This is a genomic window from Alicyclobacillus contaminans DSM 17975, from assembly GCF_000429525.1.
GTDB classification, from domain to species: Bacteria; Bacillota; Bacilli; order Alicyclobacillales; family Alicyclobacillaceae; genus Alicyclobacillus_A; species Alicyclobacillus_A contaminans.
On the sequence record NZ_AUCA01000006.1, the window covers coordinates 80,325 to 99,177 of the forward strand.

The 18,853-nt window shown below is 52.7% G+C and carries 16 protein-coding genes, 2 pseudogenes and 1 riboswitch; of the genes and pseudogenes, 2 read left to right on the top strand and 16 right to left on the bottom strand.

Going from position 1 to position 18,853, the window contains the following annotated elements; translation table 11 throughout:
- Positions 1 to 51: 51 nt before the first annotated feature.
- The 15 genes and pseudogenes from G463_RS18690 to G463_RS0104195 all read right to left on the bottom strand — a co-directional run bounded on the left by G463_RS18690 (position 52) and on the right by G463_RS0104195 (position 17,119).
- Positions 52 to 3,102, bottom strand: coding sequence for a methyl-accepting chemotaxis protein (locus tag G463_RS18690; protein ID WP_051321910.1), 3,051 nt, complete (start codon positions 3,100 to 3,102; stop codon positions 52 to 54).
- 19 nt (positions 3,103 to 3,121) lie between these two features.
- The gene (locus G463_RS0104130; RefSeq protein WP_026974155.1) at positions 3,122 to 5,158 is read right to left on the bottom strand and encodes a chemotaxis protein CheA; all 2,037 of its coding nucleotides are present in this window, start codon (positions 5,156 to 5,158) and stop codon (positions 3,122 to 3,124) included.
- 9 nt (positions 5,159 to 5,167) lie between these two features.
- Positions 5,168 to 5,590, bottom strand: coding sequence for a chemotaxis protein CheW (locus G463_RS0104135; protein ID WP_026974156.1), 423 nt, complete (start codon positions 5,588 to 5,590; stop codon positions 5,168 to 5,170).
- 173 nt (positions 5,591 to 5,763) lie between these two features.
- A complete protein-coding gene (locus G463_RS18695; protein WP_169725419.1) occupies positions 5,764 to 6,483 on the bottom strand; it encodes an EAL domain-containing protein in 720 nt (239 codons plus the stop codon).
- A 342-nt stretch (positions 6,484 to 6,825) separates the two neighbouring features.
- A riboswitch (cyclic di-GMP riboswitch) is annotated at positions 6,826 to 6,916 on the bottom strand.
- 351 nt (positions 6,917 to 7,267) lie between these two features.
- A pseudogene (locus G463_RS18700) lies at positions 7,268 to 8,740 on the bottom strand (IS5 family transposase).
- A 240-nt stretch (positions 8,741 to 8,980) separates the two neighbouring features.
- A complete protein-coding gene (locus G463_RS0104150; protein WP_026974157.1) occupies positions 8,981 to 9,271 on the bottom strand; it encodes an AbrB/MazE/SpoVT family DNA-binding domain-containing protein in 291 nt (96 codons plus the stop codon).
- A 139-nt stretch (positions 9,272 to 9,410) separates the two neighbouring features.
- Entirely contained in the window at positions 9,411 to 10,121 is a 711-nt protein-coding gene (locus G463_RS0104155) for a KDGP aldolase (protein ID WP_026974158.1), read from the bottom strand.
- Positions 10,118 to 11,239 (bottom strand): DgaE family pyridoxal phosphate-dependent ammonia lyase, encoded by a 1,122-nt coding sequence (locus G463_RS0104160; RefSeq protein ID WP_026974159.1) that lies wholly within the window; start codon positions 11,237 to 11,239, stop codon positions 10,118 to 10,120. Before G463_RS0104160 ends, G463_RS0104155 begins: the two co-directional genes overlap by 4 nt.
- A gap of 131 nt (positions 11,240 to 11,370) precedes the next feature.
- The gene (locus G463_RS0104165; protein WP_026974160.1) at positions 11,371 to 12,015 is read right to left on the bottom strand and encodes a DUF4310 family protein; all 645 of its coding nucleotides are present in this window, start codon (positions 12,013 to 12,015) and stop codon (positions 11,371 to 11,373) included.
- 66 nt (positions 12,016 to 12,081) lie between these two features.
- Positions 12,082 to 12,867 carry a DUF4311 domain-containing protein gene (locus G463_RS0104170; RefSeq protein WP_026974161.1) on the bottom strand — a complete coding sequence of 262 codons (786 nt, stop codon included), beginning with the start codon at positions 12,865 to 12,867 and terminating at the stop codon, positions 12,082 to 12,084.
- Positions 12,868 to 12,935: 68 nt separating this feature from the next.
- Entirely contained in the window at positions 12,936 to 13,271 is a 336-nt protein-coding gene (locus tag G463_RS23985; RefSeq protein WP_026974162.1) for a DUF4312 family protein, read from the bottom strand.
- Complete coding sequence (locus G463_RS0104180) at positions 13,268 to 13,642, bottom strand: SFCGS family glycine-rich protein (protein ID WP_026974163.1); 375 nt, start codon at positions 13,640 to 13,642, stop codon at positions 13,268 to 13,270. The genes G463_RS23985 and G463_RS0104180 overlap by 4 nt, the downstream gene beginning before the upstream one ends.
- Before the next feature lie 43 nt (positions 13,643 to 13,685).
- Entirely contained in the window at positions 13,686 to 13,958 is a 273-nt protein-coding gene (locus G463_RS0104185) for a hypothetical protein (RefSeq protein WP_156900083.1), read from the bottom strand.
- Between the two features lie 76 nt (positions 13,959 to 14,034).
- On the bottom strand, positions 14,035 to 15,168 hold the full coding sequence (locus tag G463_RS0104190) for an amidohydrolase/deacetylase family metallohydrolase (protein ID WP_026974165.1): 1,134 nt from the start codon (positions 15,166 to 15,168) through the stop codon (positions 14,035 to 14,037).
- A gap of 28 nt (positions 15,169 to 15,196) precedes the next feature.
- Positions 15,197 to 17,119, bottom strand: coding sequence for a BglG family transcription antiterminator (locus G463_RS0104195; protein ID WP_026974166.1), 1,923 nt, complete (start codon positions 17,117 to 17,119; stop codon positions 15,197 to 15,199).
- A 934-nt stretch (positions 17,120 to 18,053) separates the two neighbouring features.
- Here G463_RS0104195 and G463_RS23990 point away from each other — a divergent pair.
- Both G463_RS23990 and G463_RS22755 read left to right on the top strand, forming a co-directional pair.
- Positions 18,054 to 18,401: an ArsR/SmtB family transcription factor gene (locus tag G463_RS23990; RefSeq protein WP_169725420.1), complete on the top strand. Its 348-nt coding sequence runs from the start codon at positions 18,054 to 18,056 to the stop codon at positions 18,399 to 18,401.
- Positions 18,398 to 18,520: pseudogene (locus G463_RS22755) on the top strand (VOC family protein); the annotation flags it as partial. The gene G463_RS23990 and the pseudogene G463_RS22755, both read left to right, overlap by 4 nt.
- Before the next feature lie 116 nt (positions 18,521 to 18,636).
- On the opposite strand, the gene G463_RS0104200 reads toward G463_RS22755, so the two are convergent.
- A partial coding sequence (locus tag G463_RS0104200) for a transposase domain-containing protein (RefSeq protein ID WP_026974167.1) occupies positions 18,637 to 18,853 on the bottom strand: 217 nt, incomplete at its 5' end.

Consider the following 18,853-nt stretch of genomic DNA (forward strand, 5'->3'; position numbering starts at 1 on the left):
GTCCAACTCGCTGGGATAGAAACTCTCTATCCCAGCGAGCCATCATCATACTTACAAGGAAAGCAACGAGTTGCGGACTTCGGAAGATCGACTTGTCAGTTCTTGCGTGACCGCAACACCGCGTTCCATATCTTCGATGTTTTTGTTCACGAGCCGCCTTGTCCGATCCATGGCCTGTACAACGATCTCGAGTTCCTTCAATTGTGAATCCGTGGCCCGTGTCACCTCTCCAGCCTGCTTTGATGCGTCCTCAACGAATCCTACAATCTGCCCAATCCGTTCTCCTTGCATCTTTGTCGCCACACTTAATTGACGCATTTGCTCCCGAGTATTTACGACGCCATTGACAATCGCGTCGACACCGACCGTTTGTTCCTTGGTGGCCTTCGTCACGAGTTCTGCCTGAGTCGTAATAGATTCGACGGCTTGGATAATATCCTTAGCCTGTTTCGCTTGTTTCACCGTTGCCTCCGCGACCTGACCCATTTGCTCCCGAGCATTCTCTACGCTCCTTGCAATTTCCACGATCGCCGCCGCGGCTTCCTTGGTTGCTTGCGTGACCATGTCTGCATGGCGTGTAACATTCTCAATGGCGCCGATGATGACTTTGCTTTGCTCCGTTTGCTCCACCATGGAAACTGTCACCTGCCGGACCTGTTCCCGAGTATTGGTCACACCTTTCACGATCTCCTCTACGCCAGCCGCCTGCTCTTTGGTCGCTTGCGTAATGAGGTCGGCTTGGTTCTTCACGTTTTCGGCTGCTTCGGTGATGTTTTGCGCTTGTTTCTCCTGCTCTGCGATGGCGACGGTCACTTCGCGCACCTGCCCGCGGGCGTTGGCCGCTCCTTTAATGATTTCCTCTACACCAGAGGCCTGTTCTTTCGTCGCTTGTGTGACCAGAGCCGCCTGCTTCCTCACGTCTTCAACCGCTATGATAATATCCTGACTGTGCTTGGCTTGTTCCACCGTCGCGGACGTGACCTGACGAACCTGTTCGCGAGCGTTTGTAAGTCCTCGAATGATCTCTTCCACACCGGCGGCTTGCTCTGTGGTCGCTTGCGCCACAAAAACCGTTTGGTCTTTGACTTCCTGCACGGCATTGACAATGTCTTGTGCCTGCTTGGCCTGTTCGACAGTCGCCACCGTCACCTGTCGGACCTGCTCTCGAGCATTCTGAATGCCTTTAATAATTTCATCAACACCCGCCGCCTGCTCCTTTGTGGCTTGCGTAATCATTGCAGTCTGGTTCGCCACGTTATCAACGGCTTTGACGATGTGTTCACTGCCCTTGGCCTGTTCCTCTGTCGCCGACGTAACCTGTCGAATTTCTTCCGCAATCTTTTCGATACCTGTTACGATTTTCACGATGGATTCTCCAGCTTCGTGAGCCAGACGATTTCCCTGCTCTACCTTTTGCGTTCCCACTTCAATGGCTTTGACAGCTTCCGACGTTTCTTCTTGGATCCCCATGATGAGTGCGGCAATTTCTTTTGTCGCCGTAGCCGAACGTTCCGCCAGCTTCCGGACTTCCTCAGCGACTACGGCAAATCCCTTGCCGTGTTCACCAGCTCGTGCTGCTTCAATGGCCGCATTTAAGGCGAGAAGATTGGTTTGTTCTGCAATATCATCGATAACCTCAATGATGCTCCCAATTTCCGAGGAGCGCTTCCCGAGATTTTTCATCACATTCGAGGCGGAGTAAATCACACCAGAAATTTCCTTCATCCCATCCACGGATTGCTGAACCGATTTTTGTCCTTCTTGAGCATCGGTCAGGATCTTGTCGCTGAGTTCGCTTATGGCTCTCGCATTGCCAGCCACCTGCTCGATGGAAGCGGCCATTTGTTGAACGATGGCCGAGGTCTCGGTGGCATTTTTTTGGAGTCCATCCGCAGCATCGGCCACACCTTTGATGGATTGGCTCATCTGTTCAATGGATGCGGAGATTTGCTCCACAGAGCTGGCTGTACTCTGAGCGTTGCCGGCCACTTGCTGAACGGAAGCGGCTATCTCCTGAATTGCATGAGACATCTCTTCAGCCGAGGCAGTTAGACTTTCGGCGTTCCCCGCCACACCTTTGATAGACATGCCCATTTGTTCAATCGAAGCCGAAATTTGCTCAACGGAACCCGCTGCACTTTCCGCGTTCCCTGCCACCTGTTGAATGGAGGCCGCCATTTCCTGTATCGCCGTCGAAGTTTCTTCAGCGGAAGCGGTCATGCTTTCGGCATTCCCGGCCACGCCCTTGATGGACTTGCCCATTTGCTCAATGGAAGCCGAGATTTGTTCGACAGAGCTCGCCGCACTGGCGGCGTTGCCGGCCACCTGTTGAATGGAGGCGGCCATTTCCTGAATCGCCGCCGACGTCTCTTCAGCGGAAGCGGTCATGCTTTCAGCATTCCCGGCCACGCCCTTGATGGACTTGCCCATTTGCTCAATCGAAGCCGAGATTTGTTCGACAGAGCTCGCCGCACTGGCGGCGTTGCCGGCCACCTGTTGAATGGAGGCAGCCATTTCCTGAATCGCCGCCGACGTCTCTTCAGCGGAAGCGGTCATGCTTTCAGCATTTCCTGCCACGCCTTTGATAGACTGGCTCATCTCCTCCATCGCGGCAGAGATTTGTTCGACAGAGCTCGCCGCACTATCAGCATTTCCAGCCACTTGTTGAATGGAGGCGGCCATTTCCTGAATTGCGGCCGAAGTGTCGTGAACGGAGGCAGTCATACTTTCGGCATTCCCTGCCACGCCTTTGATAGATTTACTCATTTCCTCGATCGAAGCAGAGATTTGTTCGATGGAAGCAGCTGTACTCTCCGCATTACCGGTAACTTGTTGAATTGACACCGAGACCTCTTCCAGGTTGGACAAGGCCTTTTGTGTTAAGGAACTTACATGTCCCGCATTCTTGGCAGCATCGCTAATTGACGTGCTGATGCCATCGAGGATCATATCTGTAGAATCTAGGGCCGCCGATTGTTCACTCACTCCTTCAGAAATCTGTTCGGCAATGGAAGACAAATTTCTCAAGCTTTGCTCAATACCTGTAAAAGCATTGCGTACGTGAGAAACTTTTTTCTTCATCGTTGCTGCAAAAATGGCCATTGAATTGTCACCCTTCCCCTCAGACAGTTATATGTCCAGCCGCAGCGTTGCGGCTGTCAATCAATCTTGCGACTCCAACGACGTCAAGAATCGGCGCCACATTGCCATCACCAAGAATCGTTACTCCAGAAATCCCCTCCACCTTACCGATATAGGAACCCAAGGGCTTAACGACGATCTCTTGATTACCAATCAATTCATCCACGACAAGTCCCAGTCGCTTCTCAGCCACACCGACGATGACAATCGAAAGGTGTTTCTTCTGTCGATCGCTTCGTCGAAATCCAAAGTAATCGTGCAACCAAACGACCGGAAGCGCCCGCTCTCGGACGACTGCCATGGGTTGGCCCTTCACCAAGTTGATTTCTTCTTCCGGTACACGGACAATTTCCACAACGCTGCCCATGGGCAGGACGTAGGTGTGTTTTCCGAATTTAACCAGAAGACCCGTTATAATGGCCAGTGTGAGTGGCAGTTTAATCGTAAATTTGGTCCCCTTGCCGACACGACTTTCGACATCAATGAGCCCGTTCAGCTTCTCAATGTGCTCCCGGACGATATCCATGCCCACACCACGACCAGAAACATCGCTGATGTTTTCCGCCGTAGAGAAGCCTGGCCTGTATATCAATTGAATCGCGTCGTGATCTGTCAGCCCTTCCGCCTCTTGCTCGGAAATAATCCCCTTGCGAATTGCTGAAGCCTTGATCTTTTGCGGGTCAATCCCGGCGCCATCATCCTCAATGGTGATCACGACTTGGTTTTCTTGGTGAGATGCCGCGATCCGAAGAGTGCCCTTGGTCGGCTTCCCGGCAATCTTCCGATCCTCAACCGGCTCAATTCCGTGGTCGAGCGCGTTTCGTATTAGGTGAATCAGCGGATCGCTGATTTCCTCGATAACCGTTCGGTCGAGCTCCGTTTCTTGCCCAACGAGTTCAAGGTGTACTTCCTTTTCCAGGCTATGCGCCAAGTCCCGTACCAACCGTGGAAAGCGATTGAACAACTGCTCAATGGGTAACATACGAATTTTCATCACACTTTCCTGAAGTTCACCAACAACCCGGATGAGATGATGCGAGATTTGTTCCATATCTCCGACGGTCTCGTCCGTTCTGTAGCGGTCACGCAGTACCTTCCCTGCCTGAGCAATTCTGGTCTGGTCAATGACCAACTCCCCAACCAAATTCATCAACTGTTCAAGCCGATCCACATCCACCCGAACCATATGTACCGTGCGCTTGATGTCTTTTGGAACAGATGGAGGTTGGTCGATCGTCACCATCTCAGCAGTTACAGTGCCTACTGCCTGTCGAATAAATGGTTTGATCCGAACCGCCTGGATATCTACGAACTCACGGATAGTTTGATCAAGCTCATCCGGATCCAAATGAGTGTCAAGTAGATAGGTCACCTGCCCTACCTGGCTATCGTCGATTTCGAGATGATGTAGGTCAGGTAAAGTGGCAATGACCGTCCCCATATCATGCAGTTGCCTCAACACAAGATGAGCACGGGCGAATTTCATCTCACATGCCGGGTTAATGTCTACCTCACATATCCACACATGTCGCCCCTTCTCAATCGCGTCATCCACCTGTGACGCTTGTTCTTCATCAAGCACAAGCGATTCTCTTGGTCCACTGGGTGGAACAATCGTCAAAACTCCATCGGTTAGCAGGTTATGCAACGCCTCGATGACAGATCGCGTGTCAGTCTGGATACCACCTCCACTCACAACTTCATTCCTGATATATTGCAGTCGGTCCAAACACTGAAAAAGTATGTCGACCATTTGCCTGGTCACTGACAAACGGCCCTGACGGAGCTGTTCCAACACATCTTCCATCTTATGGACCAACAGTTTCATTTCTTCAAATCCCATGGCAGCTGAGGAACCCTTTAAGGTATGCGCAACACGAAAGAGACTTTGAATGACCTCCGGCGAATCACCGTGATCTTCTAATCGCAAAAGCCCTTGTTCCAAGAGTTGGATTTGTTCATCGACCTCTTCAAGAAATGCCCCCATCAGTTCTGAACGATCAAACCCGAAATTCATGGCCTCACCTTACCCCATCAAGATTTGTGGAATGTTGAGTAAACTGATAAGACCATGTTCCGAGTGACCGATTCCGCTCAAATATGAGACATCAACCGCGGAAAAATCATTCGGTGGAGGCTGAATATCGGTAAATGTAGTGACTCGAGTGACCCCGTCCACTACGATACCGACCTGTTCTTCATCTCGATTCACCACAACAATACGTGTTGATTTTGTTACAGGGGCCTCTTCCATTCCGAATCTTTTACGGAGGCTAATCACAGGGACGATCTTCCCCCGAAGATTAATGACACCTTCGAAAAACGAGACGGTGTTTGGCAGCTCCGTGATCGTCTGCATTTTTATTACTTCATAAACGTCATGAATTCGGATCGCGTACTTCTCTTGACCCAATTCAATGACAACATACTGATTTTCCACCTCAACCACCTTCCAAATCACCCCTTAATAGGGAACTAAACAAATCATTGTTTCACAGTTCTTGTCTCCCACCTCCTCATCGTCCGCAGGTCTTGCCTACGCACCGTGCGCCACCCGAATGTGCACTGCCCTCGACGGCACGCAAAATGGCATGCGCCAGCCGGGGAGGTTCAAAAGTTCCGTCAGAAATCTGAGCCCTCCGTCTGACGATGCCAGTCAGGGAGACTGGAGAAGGGCAAGGGAGGACTCCAGTAGTACCCCTGACTCAACGAAATCCCCATCGCCTGAACGGCCGCCAAATCGGCAGCATCCTCGACGCCTTCAGCGATGATGGAATCCGTCGAGTCAACGTAAGCCGCCAGACATGACAACAGATCCTGTTTCGCGCGAGACTTGGAGACGCCCTGAACCAGCGTACGGTCCAACTTGACAAAGTCGGGTTGAAGCTGGACCAGTGCGTTCAGGTTCGCCCCGCTCGCGCCCACGTCGTCGATGGCTATCCTGATTCCAAACGACCGAAGATTGTGTAACGATTCGGCGAGTGTCAGGAGATGATAATCGAAGGGGATGAATTCCACCAGTTCCAGCACCAGTTGTTCCGGTCTGCAGAGGCCATTACGAAACAGGAACTCTAACACGTGCAGGAAAGAACGGTCAAAGTCAACGATGGTAGTCGGAAGAATGTTGACGAACAACATCAAACGGGAGAGTTCATGGCCCAACTGCATATCCGTGACAGCCATCTTCAACACACGGACATCCGCGTCGACGGAACGGCGTCTCGCAAATGCTTCGCGAAACCACTCGTCGGGCCGCACCGGCACTCCGTTCACCTGTGGACGGATCAACGCTTCGTGACCCACAGCACGCCGAGAGACATGGTCAACAATTGGTTGATACACCATGTTCACGATGGTTCGGGAAAACAGATTGTCACACCAGGATGAATTAGAGGTATTACTGGATAAATATTCATTTAGAGGGAGTTTACCCCCCCCCCCCCCCCGAAGAGGGGTTTTATGTATGTTTTGTAACCAATTACCCTTCACGCTATCACTCTATTCGTTATATATTCTCTATTTCTTACCGCCAAGCCCGTCTTACCTTGTCTAAGACTCTTTTCAATAAATCAATTATTAAAACAATCCAAAAAATAATATATCCCGTAAAAGACCAAGGGCAACCCCACACCTACGGTAAGGTTGCCCCTGTCCAAGAAGTTCTCCATACAAGCTCTTGACGTATACGGCAACCCGGCGATCATAGACAGATGCCCCTGTCCGTAGATCCGTGGCTTTGCGTCTCAGCGTTTCCGCTGATTTGCCCTTATTCGTATCACTTTGCGGTCACTCAAGAAAAATAAACGACTGAATCCAGATTATTTTACGACACTATTCGACAATAAAATACAATCCGTTCGGCGTCTTGTCAACTATCCGAATGTCTTCGTTTTGTGTGTCTGTGATCATGTTATCCCGAAGTTAATTGACCGGTGATTTTCAAGGTGTCCTCGATTTGACGGTTACTTTACACCACCAATTGAGACTTTAACGCAAGCGTCGAACGCAGAGTGGCATTGGCACAGCAGTATGCATACCATTTCGAAGGATAAAAGTATGTTCAACCAAAAACCGAAAAAACGGTAGTGTCGCGTCAAGACCAGCTATGTAGGGTCTGCTGAACAGGTCACGAGTTCGCCAGAGCAGTTGAGATCGGACAGCGCTCGAACCACGCAAACACAATGTACAGAAGAAGGCGGAGTCGCCGCTCCAAGTTCATCACCAGCAGTTGCAGCGCGATAACCGTCTCGCTCGTGGCTCGCAGACGCGCCCGTATCAGACCCAGACCGTACAAACGCTTGCCTTCGCCGAACTTTCCTTCAATTGCATTGCGTTCCGCCGCGTCCTGTCTTTCCAGTTTGACTTGTTCCGGGCGTTCTGCCTTCGAGGGACGACCCAGTGGTGGACCGCTTAAGCGAATCCCGCGTTCCTTGCAGTAACGCAAGTTCTCTCGGTTTCGGTACGCCTTATCCGCTAGCACGGCCTCTGGATAGCAGCCGTGGCGTTCATAGTAGGCCTCCACCGCATCTTTCAATGTGAGGCCCTCATGGAACCCATCCCAACTCACATGCTCAATCCGTGCGTATCCGCCCACGAGGCTGATGGCCGCTTTCGCGCCAAACTCGACATTCGCCCGTGCCCTGCCACGCACCATGGGTCGCACGTGGGGCTGCGAGATACTCACGATTCGATCTTCGATGCGGTGTGTTCGTTTGCGGTACATTTCTTCCTGCTGACGATACAGCTCGTGAATCACCAACAAGTCACGATGTTGTCGGCGATTCAACGCTTGCAAACCAACCTCGTCACGCAGCATGGCGATGATGCGAAGGTCTCGTGCCACAAAGCGTAGCTTCTTGCCAATGGCCTTGCGAAGTACACGTGGGCTCACACGTCGCTGCTTCGCCACCATCAGGTATGCCTTGCGTGCCTTCTCTCGGTATGTGCGCGGTTTTTGTTTGTCAGATTCGCGCACGGAATGCATCACATCGATCATCTGTTCGAGCTTCTCGCGCGCCTCGTTGAGCAAGGAGAGATCCGTTGGATAGGCAATGTCCGCCGGTGCACATGTAGCATCCAACAGAAGCTTTCCATGGTTGGTCGGACGCTCTGCAGATTCTGGCGTACTGGGTGAAGCTTCTTTCTCTGAAGGAGGGTTCTGATCGTCGTCTGTATCATTTGAATCGCCTTGTTGATCCTATTCGGCGATGATCCATTCATTGACCTGCTTGATGATGTCTGGCCCGAGCCGTTTGCGAAAGTGCACCATAGACGATGGATGAAACGGCGGTTCTTCTTGAAACCGCGGCAGGCCAATGAAGTACTGAAGGTACGGGTTTTCCGTGATCTGCTCCACGGTTTCACGGTCACTCAAGCCCAAGCGTTCCTGGATGATGAGCGCACCGAGCGCCACGCGAACGGAATAAGCCTTCTGGCCTTTCGTCCATGACTTGAACTGTTCGCCATAGTGCTCTTCCACACGCCACCATGGAATCATCTGCGCAAGCTTGACCCAACGATTCTCTTTATTCAACTTCCCACCAAACGGCAAGAAGAAATCATCCGGCAACAGGATTTCACGCTCAGACGAACGATACAAAACCTTCCACCTCATGTGCACGATTTTTGACGGGTATCACCGAAAATCCATGCACCTGATTTCGACATCAGACGCGCAGAACCCTTGTCCTACAAGGGCTTTTCAATCGTTCAGCAGTCCCTACTTGAGCCGCAACTCATGGCATTGCGCGGAGATGCCAGTGGATGGCGAGAAATTCCTGAGTTATGCGGCATTGAAGCGCATGACACATGTACTGCTGAAGGCAGCACGGCAGTGAACTCAGCGTCTTATGACAGAAACGCGTAGCCGATCGACTGCATTTGCGAAGGCATACATATTATTGATGTCTTCCCTGCAGGACCTGCATACCCATTTCTCGCGAAAGCGCGTCATTTCTCCAGGAAACCCGCAGAACACACATGATGGAACATATCGATTGATGACGAGTTGATCGCCATCCACATAGAATTCAAGCGGCTCGCTGTGAGTGATACCAAGCCGGCGTCGAATACCGACGGGGATTACCAAGCGGCCCAAAGCATCTAATTCTTTGATTTCATACCATTCCATTTTCCACTTTCCTCCTTCGTGAGGATTGTGGCACGAGATTATGAGCGTGGTCAATAGTGCAGAGAAGAATTTGAGGATTTCTTAGAGATGTTGACACATCGGAGCGCTCAACATGGCGAGCGCCCCTGGTTACTGCTGATTACCCTAGGCGTCGAAGTAGTTCCCTCACGTCTTCGATGCGCGTGTTTCCTGTTGCTTTGTCAATGATGGATGAGTAGACGTGGGGGATGACATGCTCTGCCCCGTTTGCTACACACACTTCAACGACTTTGTCAAAACTGTCCAGATCAATCCCGCCGGTGGGCTCGAACGTCGTAATCCCATGGCGCACACACGCTTTCACCATCTCTGCGATTTCATCCAGGCGTGATGCTCCCTGAATCGGAAAGAACTTCACGGATGAAACTCCAACGTCTTCCAGCAATGTTGCTGCTGCGTCACAGGATACCGTTTCCGCGTAGGTTTCACTCTTCGGACCAGTGAACACAATCACTTGCCCGGGTGTTCCGGATGGACGGACCAGAGCGTTCACAATTGTATCCCGGAAACCTTTCGCCCGGAGTCCACCGAGCGTGTATCCAGCAGCTGGGAACACCTGATTCACATGATCCGGACCGGTTGCAAGGGCAACTTCATAGACCTTCTCCCACGCCCTGGCATCTCCATTCCCCAGCCCGATGGAGACTTTGACTCCTGCTGCCTGGTAGGAACGTACCGCTTCGATGGCTTCCTCTGTGGTTGGGAAGTCCTTAACAATTACGCCCACCAGCACTCTGCCTTCGGATACCTCTGCAATCTGTCTAGCGTTGTCCAGATTGGCCGCCAGTACATTCAGATGGAACCGTGTCATGGGCTTCCCTCCTTTCCGAGAATCCGCTTCAGTTCGCGGGCAATCACCTTTTCCTGCCCTGGGAACAGGGGTCTTGGGTCAATCGCGATGCATCCGACGTTCGCGTAGTGGTTTCTGGTGTAAATCGCCGGATCGCCACTTTCCAGCTCACGAATCACATCCAATGCAGTTTTCCCGACGATGGTCGCATCAATCTGGATGTAAGCTCGGTAAATCTGACGACCTGCCTCATCTTGCCTGAGTTCACAGGTTACACCCGGGATGCCCTGCAATTCCCCAACGAGCCACCTCATGGATTCATTCTGCTGTCGACGAACGGAGCCGGTAGCGTCCCACGCCAAGTATTCCTCAAGGGCGGTCAGCAAACCAACAATCCCTTCTTTGCCAATCTTCATCGGGCGGCCGACGCCCTTGTACTGTGCTCGACATGCCTCAATCAGGTCATGGCGCCCACAGATGAATCCAGACGTAGGCCCGCCAATTGCTTTCCCGCCGCTGTAGAGTACGAGGTCCGCACCGAGACGGATATACTTGCGAAGGTCCTCTTCAGCAGCAGCGTCGACAATCAGGGGAACCCCATGCCGCTTCGCAATGGCAATCATGTCTTCCAGGGAAACCATGCCTTTTTGAACTGCATGGTGAGATTTGATGTAAATAAGGGCGGCGGTATTTTCTGTGATGGCGTCCTCAATGTGACTCGGCTCCACAAGATTGGCTTGTCCGACTTCGACGACCCGACCTCCACCGATGGCGATCATCTGGCGAATGGGAGCCCCAAAGTTAACAGATTGCCCTTTCTGAATGATGATCTGGTTCTTTAGGCCCTCCGTGTCAGGAATCCGTTCAATCAAGCTCAGGTTGGTCCCAGCGATGACGGCGGCTACTGAGATGGCGATTCCGGCTGCTGCCCCTGTCGTTGGGCAACCGTCTTCCGCCCCTGTTGCTTCCGCAATCGGTTTGCCCGCTGCCACAAATAGGTCATCAATTTTCACGAAGCTGCTCGCCGCCTGGCCCATGGCTTCCGCCACGGTGTGGGTAATGGCGCTGGCGCCAAGAGCGGTCATCTTCCCGCTGGCATTAATGATTTCTTTGAGACCCCACTTCTGGAAAACACTCATGTTGCCATCCCCTAATCATTTCATAAGTCTGTCGAGATCTATCCGAAACGCTATCAAATCAGCACCCTGTAGAAACCTGATGCCTGTGGAAGTATGAAGTTTACGCAACATGTCACTCCGCGCAAACCGCCTCAGTGGACGGGTGGGACTGGGATTTTGAAGAATGCACCGAGAACCATGGCCCCAAGGATTGCGCCACCGGCAATTGGCTTCTTCCAGAAGTAGAACAGTGCTGCGCCGACAGTCGCTCCCAGCCCGACCGGAATGGAAGCCATGGCCGCAGAGATGATGATCAATGGACCAAGGTACCTGCCGGAAGCGTTGCCGGCACCCATCATGACGTCGGCCCCAAAAGTGGATTCGGCGACGTTGATGGTGACCTTGCGAATGCCGATGATGACGGTGCCAATCACCAGGCCAAGGAGCGCACCGGTTAGCAGCGCCAGTGGGAATGACTTCAACGGTGCCGTGATCCCGGCCCCAAGCAGCAGAGCCGGGATACCAATGCCAACGCCGGTCTGCAGGGAGCCACCGATGTCCAGGATACCGACCAAAGGACCTTCGAGAACGCGGGCGAATAGAAAACTTGCACCGAAAGCCGCAGCGGCGCCAAAGCTTCCCCCCTTGATTCCTGCTGCCAGCATCGCAACCACTGCAATATCGTTAAACGCACCGACGTGGTACACGTAGTACAAGTGTGTACCAGTGAAAATTCCTGCGGCGAGGCACGCAACGAAAATCGGAAATGCCCATTCGGAGTACCAGAACCCCTTCATAGCTGTTTCAGTTGGGAGAGCGACGTCCTGAGTCGCTGTGCTAAAGTCCACATCGACACTGGACATTTACTTCACCTCCGATCCGAAGATTTTATGGAAGGAAATCAACCAATGTGGCACCGACAAGTTAAATCCGTGCAGAAGTTGAGCGTCAAACCCCCGGAAGAATCCACTCAATACGAACAGGATGATGACGGCAGCAGCCAAGGTTTTGGTAATTCGTGTCCACCCACTGTCGTCTACGCCCTTGCCAATAAGAATGCCGAGTACAATACCAGGGACCGCGTTCCCCATGATGAGCTGACCGAGACCACCGAGGACGGTGCCCCAAGTTCCGGAGCGTTTCCCGGCGTCAACTGCCGCCATCCAGAAAACTATCGGCATGACTGGATTAAGCAGCCAGTTCGCTGCGGGAACGAGCACTCCCGTCGCGACCTGTTGAAGATTCTGCGGGATGGCGGCTGCGGTGGTATTCATAACCGTTACCACGATGACCCCAATCACCATGCCCACAAACGCCATTTTTTGCGGGTTGTGCAGGGTTTCCGCTACATTGCGGTTCCTGAACAGCAGAGCTGCTGCGGACCAGTTTGGAATGATACGGTGTTCAACATCCTGCGTAAATGCACCGGCACCTACGACCGAGGCCCAGGAGTTGAACAGAAAGCCTAACCCAAACGAGAAGTGGGCAATGGGATCTCCTTCGCAGGCATTCAGCTCGCCAAACGTGCGGAACGCACCCATAGCCTGGATGGTGGGCGCGTGGAACATACGGGCCGCACCGGCACCCACGCCGAATCCGACCAAAGCCCCAACGACGATGGATTCAAACAGAATGTTTAAGGTGTGCATTGACTACCCCCCTTTGTAGGAATCAATCAGTTCGTGACCCGTGCCTCAACGTTGCGTAATCCACCTCCTTACCGTAGGTTTAGGAGTCGCTGGGTACGGCGGAAAGCTTCCCTATACTCCTTGAATTCAATTTCATCCGGGTCCAAAATCGTAACCTGTACAGTAACGTTTGCCTTCAGCGTGTACAGGGAGCGCTCCCGGGGGAACAGTAATCCGAGAAACCGCTCCGTATAGCGGGTGACATCCGCTGAAACAATCTCAATGCCCTTTGGCTCAATCCGAATAGGCAAACCTTTTACCGATTTGCGAACGGCCCCTTGGACCTGAGACAAAAGCTTGCCTATCGCGGCCTCGCGGGTTTCTCCCCGACCCGTCAGAGTCAACGTGCAGTCAGCCGTCCTCATTGGGCTCCCCCTTTTCGTAGCTGGATGTACGCTTCCGTGATTCTTCGACCCAATTCCTCAGTATCCATAAAGCCGAAGCCGAGGACACGCTTACCTTTCTGCAATGCGGTAATTCCGGCTTCGATGGAGCGAAGGCCGAATTCGCAGTCATATCCGTACTTCGTTTTCGCCGTCAGTGCTCCCGCGCCGCCGCTTCCACAAAACGAAATCCCGAGGTCCGCATTCTCCCTTTTCATAAAGTCACCGACCTTCATGTCAGCAGCAACCCCAGGAATCAGGATGGGAATACCGCCTGCCGCCTCGACACCCTTGGCGACTTTCTGACCCTTGCCGAGCCTGTCTCCGATAACTACCTTAATCTGCTCTCCCATGTTCACCCTCCTTGTACTGACACCCTTGTCCTGTTTCCCTGTTCTAACACCCTTGTTCGCAGACTGCGAAGTGGATAGCCAACAGGAATGCTTCGGTGTCCGTGATGGAATAATTGCGATTCGCACAATACGTTTGCAGGAGATTCCGGCTGTCCTCAATCAACCTGGCATCAATGTCGCTGGACATCGCTAGGTCCTTGTCGTCCAGGAACTCTCTGTTCTCGACGCGGCGCACGAAGGCAAGCAAATGTGAAGCAATGGCCACATACCGCTCCTTCGCTACCGTCAGCGAGCGCCTATCCAGGTACTCATTCACAAGCGTTAGTACCTCATCGAGCCTAGCCTGCTCCCCGGCTTGAACCTCTGTGTGTTGGCTCAGCTCATGGATGATTTCACTTGTCTGCAACGTCGAACACCCTGCCATTCTTTATGGTGTAGACGGGCTGCAACACCCGCTCTCCCCTGACTGTGAATCCCTCCGAATCCATCAGGTCAATCGGCCGTTCAACTAGACGGACAATAGAGATATCCGCGACAGTTCCGGGTTTCAAACTGCCAAGTTCGTCCTCCAAACGAAGGATCCTGGCCGGGGCCAGCGTGACCCATTCGATCACATCCGTGAGCGAAAACCCGACCTGTATCAGCTTCGACATAGTCAACGTCAGACTGTAAACAGGCCCATGATAGTTGGTCTTGTAGATGTCAGTACTAATACTGTGCGGCTTCAGACCAAGTTCTTTTGCCCTCATCATGGTCTGAAAGCTGAAGCTGGCCGTCCCATGTCCGACGTCAAACAGTACCCCTCTTGCGAGGGCAGCTCCCGCCCCGGGAATTAGCTGGCCCTGCGAATCCAGGATTCCACCCGGCTTCCCGTGGAAAGCGTGCGTTACCACGTCCCCTGCTTCAAGAAGATTGAGAATGTCCGCTAAGTCCGGCGGTGTGTTGCCGATGTGTACCATCACCGGCACCTTTCTCTCCCGCGCCACCTGTTTGGCGATGACGAGCGGCTGGATGCCGTTTCCTCCCACAACGGATCGGCTCATGCGCACCTTGATGCCGCGAATCGTTGGTGAATCTTCAATCATCCGGCCTGTCTCTTCAGGACGCAATTTGGACATATCCGCCAGCTCAGTGTTTCCATTACAAAGGCCGTCTTCTGAAATATTCAGCCAAGCCAGAACCTCTGTTTCCTTCCTGGAAATGTGGTGATGCAAGAAGTGTGGAAACGTGGCCGATCCGGAGCTTCCCGCATCGACCACTGTTGTGACGCCCTGGCGAACGCCCACCTGGTCCGCGTCAATACCGAGATAGGTGTCGTTTTCGTAGACGTGGACATGGAGATCGATGAACCCAGGAGCCACAATACAACCCGTAGCATCAAGAACCTTCTCCGCATCGATCCCAATCTCGCCTGGGCTCTCTACCTTTGTGATACGCCCACTGTCGATGGCGACGTCGAACCGACCATCGAGGCCAGACGCCGGGTCGATGACTCTGCCGTGTTTGATGATTAATTCATGCTTCACAACTCTCACCTACCTATCGATGCGACAACTATGCCTCTGAGAAATACCTCAGGATGGCGTCCACTTCCGACTCTGGAATATCGATGTTTCGTTCCCGCATCAGTTCCTTCAAACCATCCCGCAAGGAAGGAGACGCATCTTCCCACGGCGGGGACAAGTTCTGGTACCTGTAGGGATCGCTAAAAGCCAACCGGTTGACCATGAGTAGAATGTGCAGTGTTAAACCAATTGCACTTTCGTCCGTGAGATAGTCCCTAAACCGTTCAATGACCAGATGACTCAGCTCAAATCCCCGAGTGATGATGTCGTGGTTGAAATGTTCCAGAGACTGTAGGACATCCTTCGGAAGGTTGGCGTTGAGTCCTGTGCCTCTAGGTCCTTTGTCTCGGTGACCGCTTGGTTTCTCTTGATAACTGTTCGACCTGTACATCTCCCTGTGGCTCTTTAATTGGGACAACTTCGCGTAAACACTGGCGACGTCATCCCTCGTCGGCAGATGGCCAACGCGAACCACGGGAACGTCACCAAGGTTTTGCACCGAGAGAGTGGTGATCACGAGATCGACCGGATTGTTTTCGAGCGCTGACTCCACTTCACGAATCGAGCAGCAGGAGACTACTTCGAGATGTCTGACCTCGTTTTCGAAGAAGCTCTTGAGGAAGCGGGCATTGCCTCTTCCCGTGCTGCAGACCACCAGCGCCCTGTAATCCTTTTCACCGACCATACGTTCAAGTGTCGCGGCAAAATGTAGTACTAGAAAGGCAACATCCGAGTCCTCGAGATCGATCCCGTCCCGCGCAAACACATCCTTACAGGCCAACTTCACACTATTGAACAAGTCCGCGTAGTTCCGGATGATTTCCGAAGTTAGTGGGTTAGGCGCAGGTACACCATTGCGAAGCTTGGGCAGGCGTGAGCCCAGGTGCGCCATGAGATTGTCAAATAGGTCCGGATCCGTCTGAAACGGAACCCCCATCCGTCGGGATACGGTTTCAATCAAACGCCGAGTGACTGTCAATGCGGAGGTGGGCTCAGAAACTCCGGTCCCAAAGTAAAGGCATACATACACTGGATCTGCGTCGAGAAACCGTATACTCAACCTTCCAGACAAAACGTCCAGTGTGTCACGGACGGGTCGAGCAAAAGCCATTCCCTCAGCCGTTGAAACCACATCGTCGGTAAAGTTGAGGCCCTGGGAAGTTGTGTGTCGACTGCGGCTGACAGCAATGCAAATCCGGATGAAAACACCGATGATATCCCGGTCTGCTAGGTAGAGCCCGTGGCTCTTTGCGCTTTGCACAAACCCGGCCATCGCCTGCAAAATAAGCTTTACGTCTTCACTTGGCAAAAGAAACAGATTCCCAAGCCTCGTCACGTCCAATCTGTCATCGCCGTTACTGAGCACGTTCTGGATGATCTGGAACATGTCAGTACCGTTTAGGAACTCACGTGCCGTGTATTCCGCGGCCCTTCGGCGCTGGAGCTCCGGGGCTGTAACCCTAATGCCATATCGGATCCGCCTCTCCAGATACACATCCCATTTCGCCAAAGCTTGCTCAACATACTTGATGTCCATGATAACCGTATTCCGGCTTACCAGCAGTTCCTCGGCAAGTTCTCCAAAAGTCACATATTCCTCGCGCAGAAGCAGCCACGCAACAATGTAGCTGATCCTCTCACTTCTCGAAAGAACGCTTTCATAACGTCCAGCATCGATCAACAACTCTCCGAGGATATCTCGGGAGTGTTGCCGGTCACCCAACCACAGCCCGATGTTCGGGCGAGAGTGTAGTTCGATCCCCCTCGTTTTCAGGAAATCGCGGATGGATTCCAAATCATACTTGACAGTCCGGGAACTGACCCGAAATCGATTTGCGAGTTCCTGAACCGTGACGGGGTGGGTTGAGGCTACAAGGGTCCGCAGTATCTCTCTCGGCCGAGATGCCAGCATTCCATCCCCTCCCTCGCGCGTTCCCTGTCGGAAATTATAGACTCTTCTTCCGAGAGTGTAATAGACCAAATTCCTGCACCACGTGATGGTGCAGATTTGACAGAGGGATTTGTCATCGGCCAATGCCGTACCACATAAAGGAAACAAGTTGCCGACTCATTGTCGAGCGGTCTATAATCGTCATATCGTGGACACCTTGAAAATCACCAGCCAACTCGACGACCATCTGCATAAAAAAGCCCCACTGCATCCGCGCGACAGAGCTGGTCAGAATGCCCTTATTTTCTGTTACGTACGCGTGTTGGCAGTGTCTCCGACCACGTCAGCAGCGCGGCAATCACCTCCTTATCGTCTGTGTCGATGTGCCGTTCGAACAGGTACTCCAGATAAGCATATGGGCTGAGACCATTTTCTTGGCGTTTTCACGATGCTGCAGGCAGTCGCGCTGGAGAGTGCCCCACGCGGTGTATTGGACCACGCTCCCGTCTCCAACGCCTTAGGATGAGATGTGTACGGTCTGACGCCCACATAGATTAGCGAACGCACCACATCAAAACGAAATGCACCCGCCACAGCGGGGCTGTTCATCGTCTCTCCTCACATCATTGGCAGAAGCTCTTGAGCAGATGCAAAATGGCGCGGTCGGAAAATCCGCGCCACACTTTGTTTTCTGGTCCACCCGGAGGGCCTCGAACCCCCGCAAGACGCGGTTTAGGAAATCGAGTTGGCCTGTTACTCCTCGTGATCTGCCGAGACTTTACATGCCCGAAATCTCTGTGATGACGGCCTTTTTGCCCCTCTTTGTGACTCTTCGTGACTTGTCATGACTCACCTATGACTGCATTTTGATTTGCAATCTGATTTGCAAAGGGCTTGACGATAGAATAATTCCGGATTACGATATTCACAATCATCGATATTGATGGAGGTCGATATGAATACTCAGTCTGTGCTTGATCGGCTAAGTGCGCTAGCTGACAAGAGCCGCTTCACAATCCTTCAAATTATGGCGAAGGGGGCAATTGGCACATGCTGTGATCGGATCGAAGCGTATGAGAATGGTTGTTGTGTCGCCGACGTGGTCGCGGTCACAGGGCTTTCACAACCCACCGTTTCGCATCATTTGAAAACGCTGGAGAAGGTTGGACTGGTTCGCAAGGAAGTACGAGGCCCTTGGACTTGTTACTTTCCCAACCCAGAGGCCATTGATGAATTGATCAGTACACTGAGAGTTGAATTGTACCCATCGGAAAACTGTAACGAAGGAGGATGCTGTCCATGACCGCTTTGAAACCCCATGTGGCCATCAATGTGCGCGATTTCGGTAGGTCGCTCACGTTCTACCGTACCTTTTTCGGGCTAGAACCTGTCAGAGTTCGCCCCGGCTATGCAAAGTTTGATGTTGAACAACGTAAGCGTCAAACCCCTCACACCTTGCGCTTCTCCAGACTTCGTGCGAGAGTCATGCACAGCAACAATCAGCCCCGCCAGGGAACCCAGCGGGGCGATTTCTCATGCTATGCTTTTTTCCCGCGCCTGCGGATCCGTTCCGGCAGGCGGTCCGACCACGGGAGTAACTCATCCATCGCCGCCCGGTCGTCCGTTCGGATGTTGGGCAACCGCTCGAACAGGTATTCCAGGTACAGATACGGGTCCAGCCCGTTCTCCTTGGCTGTCTCCACCAGGCTGTAGGCAATGGCGCTCGCCCTTGCCCCGCGCGGTGTATTCGCGAAC